At 44.0% G+C, this 16,716-nt stretch carries 11 protein-coding genes; 1 reads left to right on the top strand and 10 read right to left on the bottom strand.

All coding sequences use genetic code 11. From position 1 onward, the window contains the following. Nucleotides 1–17: 17 nt before the first annotated feature. From JZY04_RS15650 to carB, 7 genes are all read right to left on the bottom strand, one after another. Nucleotides 18–1,868 carry an OmpA family protein gene (locus tag JZY04_RS15650; protein ID WP_122142977.1) on the bottom strand — a complete coding sequence of 617 codons (1,851 nt, stop codon included), beginning with the start codon at nucleotides 1,866–1,868 and terminating at the stop codon, nucleotides 18–20. A gap of 24 nt (nucleotides 1,869–1,892) precedes the next feature. Beyond that, nucleotides 1,893–2,489, bottom strand: coding sequence for a DUF3575 domain-containing protein (locus tag JZY04_RS15645; RefSeq protein WP_005811199.1), 597 nt, complete (start codon nucleotides 2,487–2,489; stop codon nucleotides 1,893–1,895). 29 nt (nucleotides 2,490–2,518) lie between these two features. Continuing rightward, nucleotides 2,519–3,430 carry a FimB/Mfa2 family fimbrial subunit gene (locus JZY04_RS15640; RefSeq protein ID WP_122142976.1) on the bottom strand — a complete coding sequence of 304 codons (912 nt, stop codon included), beginning with the start codon at nucleotides 3,428–3,430 and terminating at the stop codon, nucleotides 2,519–2,521. Nucleotides 3,431–3,540: 110 nt separating this feature from the next. Beyond that, nucleotides 3,541–4,794: a FimB/Mfa2 family fimbrial subunit gene (locus JZY04_RS15635; protein ID WP_122142975.1), complete on the bottom strand. Its 1,254-nt coding sequence runs from the start codon at nucleotides 4,792–4,794 to the stop codon at nucleotides 3,541–3,543. A gap of 394 nt (nucleotides 4,795–5,188) precedes the next feature. Further along, complete coding sequence (locus JZY04_RS15630) at nucleotides 5,189–6,133, bottom strand: Tsr15 family tyrosine-type DNA invertase (protein ID WP_005811206.1); 945 nt, start codon at nucleotides 6,131–6,133, stop codon at nucleotides 5,189–5,191. A gap of 216 nt (nucleotides 6,134–6,349) precedes the next feature. Continuing rightward, nucleotides 6,350–6,778: a polymer-forming cytoskeletal protein gene (locus JZY04_RS15625; RefSeq protein WP_005811209.1), complete on the bottom strand. Its 429-nt coding sequence runs from the start codon at nucleotides 6,776–6,778 to the stop codon at nucleotides 6,350–6,352. A gap of 198 nt (nucleotides 6,779–6,976) precedes the next feature. Further along, nucleotides 6,977–10,198, bottom strand: coding sequence for a carbamoyl-phosphate synthase (glutamine-hydrolyzing) large subunit (carB, locus tag JZY04_RS15620; protein ID WP_005811211.1), 3,222 nt, complete (start codon nucleotides 10,196–10,198; stop codon nucleotides 6,977–6,979). Between the two features lie 323 nt (nucleotides 10,199–10,521). On the opposite strand from carB, the gene trpS reads away from it, so the two are divergent. Further along, the gene (gene trpS / locus JZY04_RS15615) at nucleotides 10,522–11,613 is read left to right on the top strand and encodes a tryptophan--tRNA ligase (protein ID WP_005782386.1); all 1,092 of its coding nucleotides are present in this window, start codon (nucleotides 10,522–10,524) and stop codon (nucleotides 11,611–11,613) included. A gap of 67 nt (nucleotides 11,614–11,680) precedes the next feature. Here trpS and JZY04_RS15610 read toward each other — a convergent pair whose 3' ends face one another. The 3 genes from JZY04_RS15610 to JZY04_RS15600 all read right to left on the bottom strand — a co-directional run bounded on the left by JZY04_RS15610 (nucleotide 11,681) and on the right by JZY04_RS15600 (nucleotide 16,570). Next, nucleotides 11,681–12,868 carry an OmpA family protein gene (locus tag JZY04_RS15610; protein WP_005811214.1) on the bottom strand — a complete coding sequence of 396 codons (1,188 nt, stop codon included), beginning with the start codon at nucleotides 12,866–12,868 and terminating at the stop codon, nucleotides 11,681–11,683. 169 nt (nucleotides 12,869–13,037) lie between these two features. Further along, complete coding sequence (locus JZY04_RS15605; RefSeq protein ID WP_122142974.1) at nucleotides 13,038–14,357, bottom strand: HlyD family secretion protein; 1,320 nt, start codon at nucleotides 14,355–14,357, stop codon at nucleotides 13,038–13,040. Between the two features lie 2 nt (nucleotides 14,358–14,359). Further along, nucleotides 14,360–16,570, bottom strand: a complete 2,211-nt coding sequence (locus JZY04_RS15600) for a peptidase domain-containing ABC transporter (RefSeq protein WP_122143004.1) — start codon at nucleotides 16,568–16,570, stop codon at nucleotides 14,360–14,362. Nucleotides 16,571–16,716 lie beyond the last annotated feature (146 nt).

Raw genomic sequence — 16,716 nt, 5'->3', positions numbered from 1 at the left:
TTTACTTTTTTATATTTCTACCTCTTATTATATATTTCGACACGCCTTGCCCGACGGTTCACTTGTATCCAGTCGATACCTCCCTCCGGCCAGCGATGATACTCAATTTCCTCTTTCACCTCTTCCGGAGAAAGTTTTATCCTACCATGGGCCTGTATACCGAAACGTACATTTAAACCATGATTGCGCAGGAACTCTGCAACACTCTCTGCTCTTCGTTCTGACAATGAATAGTTATAACTGTCACTTCCTATCTCATCGGCAAAACCATCGAACCTCAGTTCCGAAAACTGGTAGGTACCCATTTCATTGATAAACTGCTCAAGCCTCCGTACAGATTCATCGGTCAGTTCATCCGAATCGAAATCAAAATAAAGAGTCATCAGCAAACCTTCAGGTGCATATTGCTTCAATGTAACAGACTCCGGAGAAACTGTTTCCGTAGCTCCGTTCAACAACAAAGCGCCACCCAAAATCGCATTCTCCTCACTCATCCCGTAAAAGGGCATCCCCTGCTGAGTACCTAAATCTTCTACCGTACGGAGGTAATAAATATCATCTCTTGAAGCCATCTCACGATCGGATACGAAATAAGCTGTTCGCAAATCGAGCGGACACATATAATAATCGTTGAAGACGGAATTTACCGGATAGGGAAAATGACTGATACTGCCCGGCACTACCCCATCCTTATCATAATAAGCACTGAACAGGTCATAACCACCGAATCCCGGCAGCCCGTTAGACGAAAAGATGAGACGTCCTTTATAGATTACAGGAAAGATCTCATCACCTTCCGTGTTGACATCTGGTCCCAGATTTACAGGGGTTCCCCATGTCCGGGCCTCGTCATCCCAATGAACAACATACAAGTCGAACCCTCCGTATCCTCCCGGCATGTCGGAAGTGAACAATAATGATTTACCTTCATTGAATAAGTAAGGATGGGCATACGAAGACATCTCCTCCTGTGGAAAAGCCGGAACATACTTCGTAAACCGTTTCTTTTTATTCTTTAGCACAGAATAGAACAACTTTGTACGGAAAGGGCGTAGTTTCCGGTCTGCCATCTCCACTGTTGTCTTCTCTTTATCGTACTCAATGACTGTAGCTACCATTGACTTCATATCCGGCGAAAAGGTCACCGGACCATTCTGCAAGTCAGCAGGTATCTTCCGGAAATATCCATAATATCTCGGAGGTTTCTGAGCCTCGGCACCGGGTTCACCGGTTTCGTCAAGTGCATAATAGTGAGTACGATGAAAGAACAACTTTCCCGGATCATTGAATTTACTGTAGCTAATGGCATAAAACGGCTGCTCACCATAATTTCCAACCCAAAATTCAGCATTCGGTGTATTCAGTGATAAACGTTTTGCCGAAAATCCGGGGTCTTCCTGAACCGAATGGCGCATGGCAAGTGCCTCTAACGTATTCTGATAACGCTGATAGCGACTATATATATCCTTATAGGCATTATCCAGGCAGATAGCTTCTGCTTTGCGGGCCTGTCCCTGAAAGCGCAAGGCATCTATATAGTCACAGACATCATCTACCCCGAGCAGATCCGGACGCAACCCCATTGCTTTATCATAATGTTCTGAGGCGCGACCGTATTCCCTCACCATGAAATACAAACGTGCTGTTTTGAGATGAAGCGCAGCCTGACTGTCCTCATCTTTTTCACGCCTGATAGCCGTTTCGTACTGGGCCATCGCTTTATCAAATTTCTGCCTGATAAAATTACGGTCTGCCCGCCGTTCTATCCGCCCTATCTTCCGCTCCTGCGCAACGGAAGGCATAGTTCCTCCCATTAAAAAAAGGAATGCGGCAGCCGACAGGAGAATCTGTATCTTCTTCTTTCTCATTTCAGCAACTTTTTATCAGTAACATTAGCGGAATATATTATAAGTAAGATTTACACCAAACTTAGTCGGACCAATCCATCTCTTGGTTTTCTTACGTTCCAAAGGGAAATTTACATACTCTCCGCCCAAATAATATTTATTATATTGGAGGTGCGCATATCCCAGCCCAATATTCAGATCCAGCCCCCAACGAGAGTTGAAAGCAAATTTATATCCGGTTGAGATACCACCTGACACTCCCCAGCCTTTACGACGATAACTCTGTAACGGATCATTATGCTTCAACAAACCAATATTAAAGTTACCGTACATGGCATAAGGACCTATGTAAAATCCATCCCACGAATCGTTAGTATAGAAGTTACGCGGATTCACATAATAGCGCAATTCAACACTGCTCTGGAGTGCCCGAAACACTTCTTCATGTTTCTTGAATAAATACGGCATCCATAGCACTTCACCGTTCACCGTGAGTTGTCTCGTCAATGTATACTCAAAGCCAACGTTAGGCGAACCGGTCAGCCAAAAAGGAATATTCACTTTGACACTTTGTGCCTGTACTCCGCTGATTAAGCAAAATAAAACGGCGACACTCAAAATATGTCGTATAACTGATTTCATTCTAATTCTCTTTTATATGTATATATGTATCATTCCATGTCCGTATCTCCACTCTCGATATCTTCGTTCCATCCTACAACCGATATCTTAATAACGGTATAAGATTCGATTTCAATAATTATACGTTTACCATGCAATAACCGTAACGGCAATCCTGTCTCCCTTTCCGTAACTTCCACGGGCAAATGGTTGACAACTGCTCCATTTTCATCGAGAAATGTATAATTCAACCTCATCGGTTCATTCTCCACAGAAGGAATAAAACGATGATCTACCTCTAATACATCGGCTTTCTCCTGTACGGGTAATGTTCCGAAATGAAACATTTTATCCTCGGGAGTCAATCGGCCGGTCAGAGTATCATTTTTGAGGTATTGCATCACAGGTGCTCCTTCCGCAAGCAATTGTACCTTCTTTATATGCGATACATCACCGGGAAATTTCTTAAACCGAACCGTTATACGTCCGGTATAGCGTTCCAATGCTGTGGTATCGGTCTGTAAAATGCCCGGATGTACAATTGCGGGTACGAACTTCTGGAATAATATATCCGAAGGCTGTACATATCTGTTCGGTCCGGTAGAACTGCTTTTCAGAATAAAAGCAGAAGCATCCAGATGTTGCCCGTCCACAAACGTAAGACTGTCCGTATTGGTATAACAGTATACTTTATATTCGCCGGGAGTTAACCTAAAACTAAACAAGCCCGCCTCCATGCGCGGATCTTTATCCCATGGAGAGGTTGCATAACGTGCGCCGACCAATGTTCCGGCATCGTCATAGACCAGCACTCGACAATCACTGACAGTCTTGTTCAGAACCTCGGGTACAAAAACCTGATAATTCGTTTCATCTTCAAAATAATCATATGTACACGACGCAAGCGAAAGTAAGACTGCTACACCAGTAAATAATACTATGAGAAGTCTGTTTTTTCTCATGTTCTATAGTTTATTTCATTATCCTCCCCCGAGGCCCTCAGGAGCAGCAAACACACCTTCTTGCTTCCTGCTCCCGGACCATGATTCCAAGGGGAGTAAAAAGAAAGTTTTTACATTATAATATCTGAATTTACAATATTGCTATCCCAAGGTGTAGGAGCTCCTACAGTAATTGTCAGGCCACCATATTCCGTAGGAGTTACAGGTACAGTCGTACTTCCGCCGGTACGTAAAGTCAGGTTTACTTCACGAATCACATTCGGTACAAAATTCTCTTTAACCACTCCAGACCAATAAACGGTAGCATCACTGGGAAGTGCAGTACCATCTCCCAAAATATGTCCGGCTTTACCACGTCCTGATACCACTATAAAATACTGACGCTGTCTGTCAGCCGTACCGGTAGTTGCAGAATCATTAACGCGTCCACCATTATTGGGGAATACAACCACATCTCTCCACATCGTGAAGTTTCCGTTTAAAATCGTTCCTCCAGGGTTATAACCGGATCCAGGCTCAGCCGTTTTAAAAACTTCACCATCCGAAATAGACAATATATTAGTAGCAGTCGAGGTAGCACTGACTCCTCCGTCATTCCCTGCCATCACTTTCAGATAATCCGGCAAGCGATAAATCATAATAGAAGCGTCTTGTGTAAAGTCAACCCCTTTGGCGGTATTCTCATTATTCGTATTTCCTTCTTTATCCTTTACGTTCAGACGGACACGCATCAAAGAGACTTCACGTTTCAAAGCAATCGGAGATGGAGTTGCAGTAGCATCCGAAGAAATGACTACACCCGGAACAGCTCCCATAAAAATCTCAGCAGGTTCCGTATAGGCCGTATTGCCTGCCAAGGCAGCAGAACAAAAAGCAGGGAATGCACCTGGCTTATATTTCATCACCATGTTCTGCACCTGTTTCTGACGTACGTTCCACATCCCCCACTCTACAGGAGTTGTGCCTCCATCCAAATAGGTATTGATAGCATCCGCTGAACTTTTCGCATTTGCTATAGCAACCATCGTATATGTACCAGCAGGCACATCTGTATAAGTAAAAGTAGTATTCCCGTCTGTTGGATTAACTACATCTGAAAACCGCACGATATTGCTTGCGTCATACAGCAAAATCTGCACCTGACGGATTTTACTCCACGACGTTTCCGGCACTGCAGTAGATTGCGCAGCTCTCGTCTTACCTCCTTGTTCCATACTTGTTCCTTCAAAGTTCAACTTAACTATAAAGTTAGCCTTCGAGTTCCCACCAGGAACTTCTCCTGAAGGAAGTTCATTGTGCTCTGAACAAGCACTCATGGCCATTGCAGCGAGCAAAGACCATAAAAACACAGATTTCTTTTTCATAAATAATTCACTTTAGTTTCTACTTAATATTTGATTCAGACAGAATGTTGGTTTCTTATCTCAATCGATCTGCCCGTTACTTCGTAGGTAACGGGTCTACACAAATTCCAAGACAAAGAGGCGTCTTTCAAGGAGTTGTTTTTACTAAAATGAATCTTTACGGTCTCAAAAAAGACAATAAAATCCTTTCCCATCTTTCAACCTGAAAAATGGAAGAATCTTTTGTTGTCTTTTTCGAAGAACAACCCAATAAAAATGTTCAGTTATTTAATATCTATTGCAAAAATAATTGTTTTATTATGCGTATTTCAAAAAATATATTTAAATTTGCCGCCGATATCACCTTCCGTTACCTACGAAGTAACGGATAATATTTCAATTAATAATCAACTGATTAGCTTCTAATGTTTTTATCTATTCCTCTTTTCTTCTTCGATAAAATATATGTAATAAGAGAACGATTCATCCGGTTTACCTCATCATCCCTGTAAGGTTGAAAATAAGTCTCAGTCACTTTCACCGAAGAATGCCCCATAGCATTACAAATCAAACTTGAATTATAATTCTGCCGGAGTGCCGTAGTCGCCCAGGTATGACGTGCCACATAAGTACTTAGCCGTTCCCTGATTCCCAAGGTATTTGCCACCTGTGTCAGGCGATGGTTCAGAAGACGCAACATACGGGTATATTGCCCATATTCATTCTCACCGGGATTTTGGATAATAGGAAAAAGATAAGGTGAATCCGGAATCGCATACATATACCTCCGTATAATTTCCATTGCCTCTTTGCCCACCACCACAGTCAGTTTACGACTGGTTTTGCGCCGGTGATACGTAATTACATTTCCCTGTAAATCGCATCTGCGCAAAAAAGCAAGATCTACAAACGGCATCCCGCGAAGCAGAAACAAAAGAACAAACAAATCCCGGCTGAAAGCTAATTTTTCCGGCAATGGTTTCTGGTCCGTCATCAGTTTACATATCACCTCCGGCGAAACAGCCCTTTTTACAGGACAGTCAATTCCGGTATGCACTTTATTGAAAAGACGTGGCACATAAGTTGCCACTCCCCGCTCCAGCGCCTGATTATACACAGATCTCAGCATACGCATGTAAGTAGAAATAGTGTTCCATTTAAGTTGATCAGCCAGCAGTTTCTGTTCAAACAAAGCTAACCATTCGGGAGTCAGTTGGCTAAAGGTGATTTCACGTCCGTTCATAAATTTTTTCAGTCGATTTAAAGTGCTCTGATATACATGGGCAGTACCATTACGTTGCTCTTTTTTCAGTTCGACTATTCGCTTCTCCATAAATCGAGTCAAAAGTTCTTTTTTCATTTTAAGTCTGTTAAGATTACAAATTAGATTATTGCAAGCTTTTGCTTATCCATTTCATATATCAGACTGATATTTCAACAAATTGCAAAAAGCGTAGTGCCATAACAAACCAACTGCATAATTATCTCTTTTTTTTAGATAACTTTGCAGCCTTCGAAAAACTTTTAACCACAATTGGAATAGACAAAACCGGTTCTTCTCAAGAAGCCGTTTCAATCATTTCTCAGTATTCACAGTCTCAGGCTTCGCAACCTGACTTGTCACAAGTGTATTTTTCTCAGTAGTATTACAAGTACCGTTAAATCTGGCTTTCGATTCTATTTCAAGTTTACATGTATAAACATCGCCATTCATTGTACATCCCGATTTCATAACCAAATCTTCTGCCACCTGAATATCTCCCTGTAACATCCCGTGTAACACAGCACCGGTACACGTCACATTTCCTTTGATTCTTCCCTGAGGACCAATCACTACTTTCCCTTTACAGGAAACATTTCCTTCTATTATTCCATCTAAACGCAAATCCCCTTCTACCGTGATTGCTCCTTTCACCATTGTTCCCAATGCTATTGTAGTCAGTTTATCAATACCGACTTTCACAGTCTTTACAGAATAATCTTCATTCTTTTTCTTTCCAAACATATTAAAATCTGAATTATGTAAATTAAAAAAGGACGAACATTCTTCTGATACCAAATATTAAGTAGATTACAAATATAAGTTAATTATAAGACAGGCAGAAGAAAAAGACGAGAAAAAGACAACAGGTCACTATAAAAAGGGGAGAAACTGTTTCCAAGTTTCCCCCCTCTCCCTTATTATTTATCGCTACGGACAGTACTATTTATATTCCTGCCAGCTCTTTATCTGAATATCTTCAAGCTTCAAATCACAGAATGCTTCGATAAATGCACTCGCCAGACGCGCGTTGGTTATCAATGGGATATTATGATCGATCGCACCACGACGGATACGATAACCATTTGTCAGCTCACGTTTCGAATGATTCTTGGGAATATTCACAATCAAGTCGAACTTATGGTCGGCAATCATCTTCATCACATTGTTCTCGGCCCCCGGTTTTTCATCCGGCCAGTAAACCGGAGTAGTATCTACACCATGTGCATTCAGAAATGCAGCAGTTCCGGCTGTTGCATAAATCTTATATCCCTGGTTGAACAACATGCGGCTTGCTTCCAGCAAATCGACTTTCGACTTCATTGCACCTGAAGAGAACATCACTCCCTTTTCAGGAATTTTAAAGCCGGTAGCAATCATTGCATTCAGCAGTGCTTCAGAAAAGTCGTCACCAATGCAGCCCACCTCACCGGTAGACGACATATCTACACCTAAAACCGGATCGGCTTTGTGCAAACGTGAGAAAGAGAATTGAGAAGCTTTCACTCCAATCCAGTCGATATCAAATGCCGACTTATCGGGACGGCTGTATGGAGCGTCGAGCATAATGCGGGTAGCAGTCTCGATAAAGTTACGTTTCAACACCTTAGAAACGAACGGGAAACTACGTGAAGCACGTAAGTTACATTCGATAACTTTAACTTCGTTGTTGCGAGCCAGGAATTGAATATTGAACGGTCCCGAAATATTAAGCTCTTTCGCAATCTGGCGGCTGATTTTCTTAATGCGGCGCGCTGTTGCAAAATAGATTTTCTGTGCCGGGAATACCAGCGTAGCATCACCCGAGTGCACTCCGGCAAACTCAATATGTTCTGAGATAGCATATTCTACCACTTCTCCATTCTGTGCCACTGCGTCGAATTCAATTTCCTTGGTATTTTCAAGGAACTGAGAAACAACTACCGGATACTCTTTCGATACCTCAGCAGCCATCTTCAAGAAGTTCTCCAACTCCTCGTCATCATAGCAAACATTCATCGCAGCTCCCGAAAGTACATAAGACGGACGAACCAGTACCGGATAGCCCACTTTCTCTACAAAACCTTTCACATCTTCCAGACTGGTCAGCTCCTGCCATGCCGGCTGGTCGATACCCAACTGATCAAGCATTGCAGAGAACTTATTACGGTTTTCTGCCCGGTCGATAGAAACAGGAGAAGTACCCAATACCGGAACAGACTGACGATACAGTTTCATGGCAAGGTTATTCGGAATCTGTCCACCTACGGATACAATCACACCGCGAGGTTGTTCCAGATCGATCACGTCGAGCACACGTTCGAACGAAAGTTCGTCGAAGTACAGACGATCACACATATCATAATCAGTAGACACCGTTTCGGGATTATAATTGATCATAATCGATTTATATCCCAGTTTGCGGGCAGTCTGCACAGCATTTACCGAACACCAGTCGAACTCAACCGAGCTACCAATGCGATAAGCACCCGATCCTAACACAACTACTGACTTTTCATTTTTATAATAGTTCACATCATAACCCTGAACCGCATAAGTCATATAAAGGTAGTTTGTCAGTTCTGGATGTTCGGAAGCAATGGTATTGATGCGTTTCACGGCCGGAAGGATACCCAGTTCTTTACGACGGGCACGTACCATCAGGTTCTCTTTCTCCATATTTCCTGCCGGATTCAACACAAAGCGCGCAATCTGGAAGTCAGAAAAGCCCAGCACTTTGGCCTCCCTCAATACGTCTGCAGGAATATCCTCTACCTTATCATAAGCAGACAACTTCGCTTTATAGTCAACGATATTTTTCAGTTTGCCCAAGAACCACGGGTCAATCTTTGTCAATTCATGGATACGCTCTATCGTATAGCCATCTTCCATGGCCTGAGCCAGAGCGAAAACACGTAAATCCGTCGGGTGAGAAAGCTCCTTATCCAGATCCTCAAAATGCACATCGTCGTTACCGACAAACCCATGCATACCTTGACCGATCATGCGAAGACCTTTCTGGATAATCTCTTCAAACGAACGGCCTATCGACATGATTTCACCAACCGATTTCATGCTTGAACCGATCTCACGAGATACACCGGCAAATTTAGTCAAGTCCCAACGAGGAATTTTACAAATATAGTAATCAAGTTGCGGAGCCACATATGCCGAGTTGGGAGTGCCCATCTCACCTATCTGATCGAGTGTGTAGCCTAATGCCACCTTAGCGGCCACAAATGCCAGCGGATAGCCGGTTGCCTTCGAGGCCAAAGCCGAAGAACGGCTCAGACGTGCATTCACCTCAATCACACGATAATCATCCGTATCCGAATTGAATGCATACTGAATGTTACATTCACCTACAATACCCAGATGGCGGATACATTTAGTTGAAAGTTCCTGCAACATTTTCAGTTCCTTGTCATCCAATGAGCAAGTCGGAGCTACCACGATCGATTCGCCGGTATGGATACCCAGCGGGTCAAAATTTTCCATGCTTGCTACCGTAAAACAGTGGTCATTCGCATCACGGATCACCTCAAACTCAATTTCTTTCCATCCTTTCAACGACTCTTCCACCAGAATCTGTTTAGAGAAAGCAAATGAGCTCTCAGCCAATTTGAGGAATTCCTCTTCATTGGCACAAATACCACTTCCGAGTCCTCCCAGCGCGTAAGCCGAACGAACCATCACCGGATAACCAATGCGACGTGCAGCAGCAATAGCATCTTCCATGCTTTCTACAGCCTGGCTGACCGGAGTTTTCATATCAATCTCGTTGAGCTTCTTCACAAACAGGTCACGGTCTTCCGTATACATGATAGCCTCAACCGAAGTACCCAATACTTTCACACCATATTTATCCAGAATACCTTGTGTATAAAGCTCTGCACCGCAGTTCAAGGCAGTCTGTCCGCCGAATGCAAGAAGAATGCCGTCGGGACGTTCTTTCTTAATAATCTCCTCTACAAAATAAGTAGTCACGGGAAGGAAATACACCTTATCAGCAATTCCCTCGGAAGTCTGAATGGTTGCGATGTTCGGGTTGACCAATACCGAATTGATGCCTTCTTCTTTCAAGGCCTTCAGTGCCTGTGAACCGGAATAATCAAACTCTCCGGCTTGTCCGATTTTGAGTGCGCCTGAACCCAAAACAAGGACTTTTTTCATTTCCTTTTCCATTTCTTTTATTGTCATTATAAGTTGTTATTTCTACGTATCCGCACAAAAAAAATGCGTTACCCTCAATAAAGGACTAACGCATTACCAAAGAACTAAATATCGTTTTTGGAGAAAAGAGAAGAAGTAGGCTGATTCCGGGTGAAATACACTCGAACGGAGATAATACTTGCTTCTGATTTCCTGTTGATTCATTGCTATTTCAAAGTTTGTGCAAAGTAACGACTTATTTCTATAATTACAAAGGAATCTGGTAAGAATATTCGTTTTATTTGTTACTTCAGCTGATTCTGACTATCTTTGTCCTTCGATTAAAAATAAAAATAATGGGAAAAGAAAAAATCATATTGACAGGTGACCGTCCTACCGGAAAACTCCATATCGGACACTACGTAGGTTCACTGAAACGAAGAGTCGAACTACAGAATTCCGGCTTGTTTGACAAAACTTTCATCTTCATCGCCGATGCGCAGGCATTGACCGATAACATCGATAACCCCGAAAAAGTACGCCAAAACGTAATTGAAGTAGCCCTCGATTATCTGGCTTGCGGACTCGATCCGGAAAAGTCGACAATCTTCATCCAGTCCCAGATTCCGGAACTGTGCGAATTGACATTCTATTATATGGATCTCGTCACCGTATCACGCCTGCAACGTAACCCTACCGTGAAGACGGAAATACAGATGCGCAACTTCGAAACCAGCATTCCTGTAGGTTTCTTTACTTATCCCATCAGCCAAGCTGCCGATATCACTGCCTTCCGTGCCACTACAGTACCGGTAGGTGAAGATCAGGAGCCCATGATCGAGCAGGCCAGAGAAATTGTCCGCCGTTTCAATTACATCTACGGAGAAACATTAGTCGAGCCGGAAATCCTTCTACCGGACAACGCAGCCTGCCTGCGCCTGCCGGGTACCGATGGAAAAGCCAAAATGAGTAAATCGTTAGGCAACTGCATCTACCTTTCCGAAGAAGCGGACGAGGTACAGAAGAAAGTAATGAGCATGTTCACCGACCCCGATCACTTACGGGTGCAAGACCCGGGCAAAATCGAAGGTAATACCGTATTTACATATTTGGATGCCTTCTGCCGTCCCGAACATTTCGAACGTTATCTGCCCGACTATCCGAGCCTCGATGAACTGAAAGCTCATTATCAACGCGGCGGCCTGGGAGATGTAAAGGTGAAACGCTTCCTCAACGCTATTATGCAAGAAGAGCTGGAACCTATCCGTAATCGCCGGAAAGAATTTGAGAAAGACATTCCTGCCATCTACGAAATGTTGAGAAAAGGCTGTGAAGTGGCAAGAGCTGCCGCTGCCGATACGTTATCCGATGTTCGTAAGGCCATGAAGATAAACTATTTCGATGATGCCGAACTGATTAACGAACAAGTAAAGCGATTCAATAAATAAAAAAAGAAACGCCCTGTTACCAGTCCGGCAACAGGGCGCTTTCTTTTAAAGAAGGTTGAGTCTGAATTTATTTAGCAGACTCTACTAATACAACGCGGTTTAGGTAAATAGGTTTACCGAATTTATCCACACCACCTCCGGCATCAACTTTCAAGCGGCTGGAATCTACTCCGTATTTCTTAACCAATGCATTGACAACAGCCTGAGCACGTTTCTGGCTCAACTCCTTATTGAATGCAGGAGTACCGGTTGCCGAGTCAGCATATCCGTATACGGTATATTGTGTATCCGGGAATTCTTTCATCTTAGCAGCCAGATAAGACAAGTTCATCTCTTCACGCGGAGACAGTTCAGAAGAACCGATTGTGAAGAATACAGTACGCGGAGCAATATTAGCATCCGTTACAACTACTTGTTCGGCAACTTCTGCCACCGGCTGGTTCTGTGCATCAACCAACTGCTGTTGCAGTGACTGGTTGGCAGCAGCCATTTCATTCATCTGGCGACGCATATTGGCCAATTCTATTTCAGAGATAATCTGTGGCATCGGACGGGCAAATCCCCGGGCCGGGAAGCGGTAAGTCAGACCTGCAGTCAGGCTGGCAACGCCATCATACCCATGTTTTCCACCAATTTCTCCGTCAAACTTATCTTCAGCCAGCATACCACCTATTTCGATATTGATATCTACCGCACTCGATACGCGGAAACGGTTGATAATACCTGCGTTCATAGCAAATGCCTCACGATGAGGTTTAGAGTATGAATGAGTAAAACCGGCTCCCAAATAAGGGATAATTTCATATACACGGTGAGAGTTGTATCCGCCAAACAGAGCATTCAAATTGAACATCACGTCACCATGAAGATTCATATAGTTGAATTTCTGTTTATAATACCCATTGGCCAGTTTACCACTCTTCACAAAATCGGCTGTTTCCGAATGGGCAAAGCCGCGCCCCTGCAAGCCACTGTACTGCAATCGCAATCCCAACCCGGGAGTAAACCATTTACCGACAGCCACATTCAATGTCGGACTGATACGGTCTCTGAACTTTCCGGCATGGTCGTTGTCACCAAACATGGCTTCGGCACCGCCACCGATAGAAAAGAACCAGTTATCCCAGAAGGAGTTAGTGATCACTTGATATTTGTCTTGTACCTGGATAACTTCGTATCCCGTAATCGTAGTTTGTTGCGCTGAAGCAACAGATGTAACGCCGGCTAAAGCCAGCAGCATTAGAATCTTTTTCATATACCTTAATAGTTAAAGTGGTTATTACAAATCTTCCTATTTATTATTGAAACTATTTAAATAACACCAACGAAACTAAAAGGTTTTGGATAAATGAAAATTTCCGAAGCATTTTCTACAAAGATCCGGAGATACACCTTATTATATATAGCTCCAAAGCTACTTTGACCTATTTTTGTTCCATGAAAATTTTTCGTAGCGGCATAATCAATCTTTCCAGCAGGCGAAGATCGTCCGTGATGATTTCCGCACTTCCCTTCATCTCACGAGTCAACGGCAGCATCTTTCCATAGTTGGTTGTCAACCCATCCGGCAAAGCAATATCGACCACATACATGCCTTCCGCCGTCGGCAGAGGCGAAACACTTCTCACCTCCCCCCTTACATAACCAAACTCCTGGTCCGGATAATTATTCAGACGCAAATTCACACGCTGTCCGACCTTTACTTTACCCGATCCCTGTAAAGGCAGCAATGCCGTCCCTACAGGCAAGGATTCCTCTTTCGGGGCAACCACAAAAACGGTAGCCCCCGACTCCACATACTGATTCACGCTCCACACATTCAGAAAAGTAACTTTTCCTCCGACCGGACTTCGAAGCAGGTAATGTTGTTCCCACGCCGCAAGTTGACCCAACAACTGATCCGTAGCATTTCTCAGATTCACCTCCTGCGTCTGCTGCTCTTCAAACGCCTGTTTTTCCAGATCAAGCAATGCCTCTTCCGATTGCTCTATCTGCATATCTACCTGAGTCAACTGCATACGGGCCGATTCCTTTGACTGAAGACTCTGCAGATAGCGACTGCCGGACTGTTCAAACTCCGTAATAATCATCGCCTTACGATGATAAAGAATCGAATCTCTTGCATATGAGGCATGAGCTAAAGCATATTCTTTCTCTATCAGAAAATATTGCCTCCGAACCTGATCATAATATTTCTTCTGTGTAGCCAGCAATTCTTTCTGTGACTGCAACTTCTTTGCATAATATCCCAACTCTTTCATACGAACCACCTCGGAGAGGGTACTCACAAATCCTGCATAAGCCGACTGTATCTCACCCAGCCGCCAGCGGTCGGTCTCCGAAAGCAGAAAAAGGTTTTTCCCCGATTCCGGTGTATATCCTTCCTGCTTCCACTTCTGCATCTTCCCCTTCAAAGAAAACACATCCACCGCACGAGCCGTATTCTCTATTACACCCAAATTCATATCCGGCTTCACCTCCTGGCCGTTCTGTACATACAGGTCCGCCAATCTACCGGCCGAACGTGCCATTACATAAGATGGAGGCTCCTGTGTACTCACCGTCACCTCCGCAGTTATCACATCCGGATATTTAAACCAATAGCTGCCTGCCACCAACACCACTACGATGATAAACAATACCGTAATGCCACTACGCAGAATCCACGCCGGAACACGGTTCATCACCTCCTGTACCTCTTCACTGCGAAGCTCGATTTCTTTATGTGTGTGCTCCTTTTCCATACCTAACTTCCTAACTCCAGCTGATTCTTCACCAACTGATAATACAATCCTTTCTTCTCTGTCAGTTCCCGGTGAGTGCCCTCTTCAGCCACAGCACCTTTATCCAGCACCACGATCTTATCCGCATCACGAACCGTACTCAAACGATGTGCTACCACTACAACCGTCTTACCCCGATAGAATGTATGGAGGTGTTCCATAATCTCACGCTCGTTATTGGCATCCAGTGCATTCGTCGCCTCATCGAAAAACAGGAACTCCGGATTCTTATAAACCGCACGGGCTATCAGCAGGCGCTGTCGCTGTCCCTGACTGATGCCGTTCCCCTCCATTCCGATCTTCGTATTATAGCCCAAAGGAAGAGAATCGATAAAATCACGGATATTGGCAACCGTCACAGCATGGCGCAAACGTTCCACATCCACCTGTTCCTCACCAACAGCAATGTTGTTCGCAATCGTATCAGAGAAAATAAAGCCATCCTGCATCACCGAACCACTCTTCGCACGCCAGAGATGCGGATTCACCACATCCAGAGGAGTCTCACCTATTTTGATATCCCCCTTATTCGGAGTATAAAAACCGAGCATCAACTTAATCAGTGTAGTCTTACCACTACCACTCGCCCCCACGATCGCTGTCACTTTATGTTCGGGTATATCCAGATTCACATCCTTCAGCACATAGTCACGGTCCGCCCCGTCATAGCTAAACGACAGATTTTCAATACGAATATCACGCCGATCCGGAAGAACCGTCAGTTTTGAAGTGATATCCTGTTCTTCATCTTTCTGACCGTGAATCTCGTTCAAGCGTTCCAGACTGATCTTTGCATCCTGAAGTTGTTGGGCAAAGCCGATAAAAGAGCCGATGGGGCCACTCAGCTGACCGATGATATACGTCAAAGACATCATCATACCCAGAGTCATATCCCCTTCCACAACCGATTTGGCAGCAATAAAGGAAATTACGATATTCGTTGTCTGATTAAAAAACACAGAACCCACTTGCTGAACCTGCCCCAATGCCAGTCCCTTCACGCTGATCTTGAAAAGCTTCACCTGAATGCGCTCCCACTGCCAGCGCTTTTGCTTCTCGCAGTTGTTCAGCTTGATTTCCTGCATGGCAGTCACCAACTGAATCAAACTGCTCTGTTCGCCCGCCGCCTGGGCAAAACGCCGGATATCCAGTTCGCGCCGGTACTTCATGAACACAAGAATCCAGCAGATATAGAGTGAATTGCCTACCAGAAAGATGGCAAGAATACCCAGATTATAATAAGCCAATACAAAAGCAAAAATAAAGAAGTTTACGAAAGAGAAAAGCGTACTGATGGACGAGCCTGTCAGAAAGCTCTCGATGCGTCCGTGGTCACCGATACGCTGCATAATGTCACCGATCATCTTCGTATCGAAATAATGGAGCGGTAGTTTCATCAACTTTGCCAGGAAGTCAGAGATCAGCGAGATGTTGATACGTGTGTTCATGTGAAGCATGATCCAGCTACGGATAAACTCGACCGAAAGTTGCGAAACGGAGATCACCAGCTGTGCAATCAGGATCAGAGTGATAAAGTTCAGGTTACCGTCACGGATACCCACATCCACCAACGACTGTGTCAGAAATGGGAAGATAAGTTGCAGCAAGCTCGCTGTCAGCATTCCCAGAACCAGTTGAATCAGTTGTTTACGATAAGGAGACAAATATTTAAGAAAGAAACGAAGACTGCGACTGCCGGACTCTTCCTCGTCCCCCTTCCCTTGGAATTCCGGGCCCGGTTCAAGCGCAAGTGCAGCTCCTTTCTCTTCTCCATTCACCTTAGTAGACAACCAACACTTTTTAAATTCTTCCTCACTGTACGAAATCAACTGACGTGCCGGATCAGCGATATAGAAACGGTAGCCACTGCGCTTCTTCTTTATATCATAACAGACCACAAAGTGGTTCTGGTTCCAATGCAGGATGCAAGGCAACGGTACGTCCTCTTTCAGTTGCTCCAAAGAGATACGGACCCCCGAAGTACGGAAACCGATGGATTCCGCCGCATCACTGATGCCCAACATGGAAACTCCTTCACGGGTAATAAAAGAACGTGCACGGAGGGTTTGCAGGGAGTAAGTCTTACCATAGTACTTCGCAACCATGCGAAGGCAGGAAGGGCCGCAATCCATAGCGTCCAACTGGAGGTAATGAGGGAAAGAACTTAGCTTCATCATATCTTAACAAAAACAATGACAAGACATTTGAAATTTTATTTAGGATTACTTTCTATGTTCCCTTTAAAACAGCAAAAGTCCAAGTTTTATTTCAATCAAAAAAACAGAATAACAAATATAGTAAAAAAAGTCACTCTAATTAC

The organism is Bacteroides sp. 11BF, from assembly GCF_019633765.1.
In the GTDB taxonomy this organism is placed as follows: domain Bacteria; phylum Bacteroidota; class Bacteroidia; order Bacteroidales; family Bacteroidaceae; genus Bacteroides; species Bacteroides hominis.
The sequence above is the reverse complement of the archived record's forward strand: the minus strand, read 5'-3'. Positions and strand labels throughout refer to the sequence as shown.

What these genes read in the sequence shown, in the direction of transcription:
- trpS (WP_005782386.1), top strand. Translation starts at nt 10,522, where the DNA reads ATGGGAAAAGAAAAAATCATATTGACAGGTGACCGTCCTACCGGAAAA.
- JZY04_RS15645 (WP_005811199.1), bottom strand. Translation starts at nt 2,489, where the DNA reads ATGAAATCAGTTATACGACATATTTTGAGTGTCGCCGTTTTATTTTGC.
- JZY04_RS15610 (WP_005811214.1), bottom strand. Translation starts at nt 12,868, where the DNA reads ATGAAAAAGATTCTAATGCTGCTGGCTTTAGCCGGCGTTACATCTGTT.
- JZY04_RS15635 (WP_122142975.1), bottom strand. Translation starts at nt 4,794, where the DNA reads ATGAAAAAGAAATCTGTGTTTTTATGGTCTTTGCTCGCTGCAATGGCC.
- JZY04_RS15600 (WP_122143004.1), bottom strand. Translation starts at nt 16,570, where the DNA reads ATGAAGCTAAGTTCTTTCCCTCATTACCTCCAGTTGGACGCTATGGAT.
- JZY04_RS15605 (WP_122142974.1), bottom strand. Translation starts at nt 14,357, where the DNA reads ATGGAAAAGGAGCACACACATAAAGAAATCGAGCTTCGCAGTGAAGAG.
- JZY04_RS15625 (WP_005811209.1), bottom strand. Translation starts at nt 6,778, where the DNA reads ATGTTTGGAAAGAAAAAGAATGAAGATTATTCTGTAAAGACTGTGAAA.
- JZY04_RS15630 (WP_005811206.1), bottom strand. Translation starts at nt 6,133, where the DNA reads ATGAAAAAAGAACTTTTGACTCGATTTATGGAGAAGCGAATAGTCGAA.
- JZY04_RS15650 (WP_122142977.1), bottom strand. Translation starts at nt 1,868, where the DNA reads ATGAGAAAGAAGAAGATACAGATTCTCCTGTCGGCTGCCGCATTCCTT.
- carB (WP_005811211.1), bottom strand. Translation starts at nt 10,198, where the DNA reads ATGGAAAAGGAAATGAAAAAAGTCCTTGTTTTGGGTTCAGGCGCACTC.
- JZY04_RS15640 (WP_122142976.1), bottom strand. Translation starts at nt 3,430, where the DNA reads ATGAGAAAAAACAGACTTCTCATAGTATTATTTACTGGTGTAGCAGTC.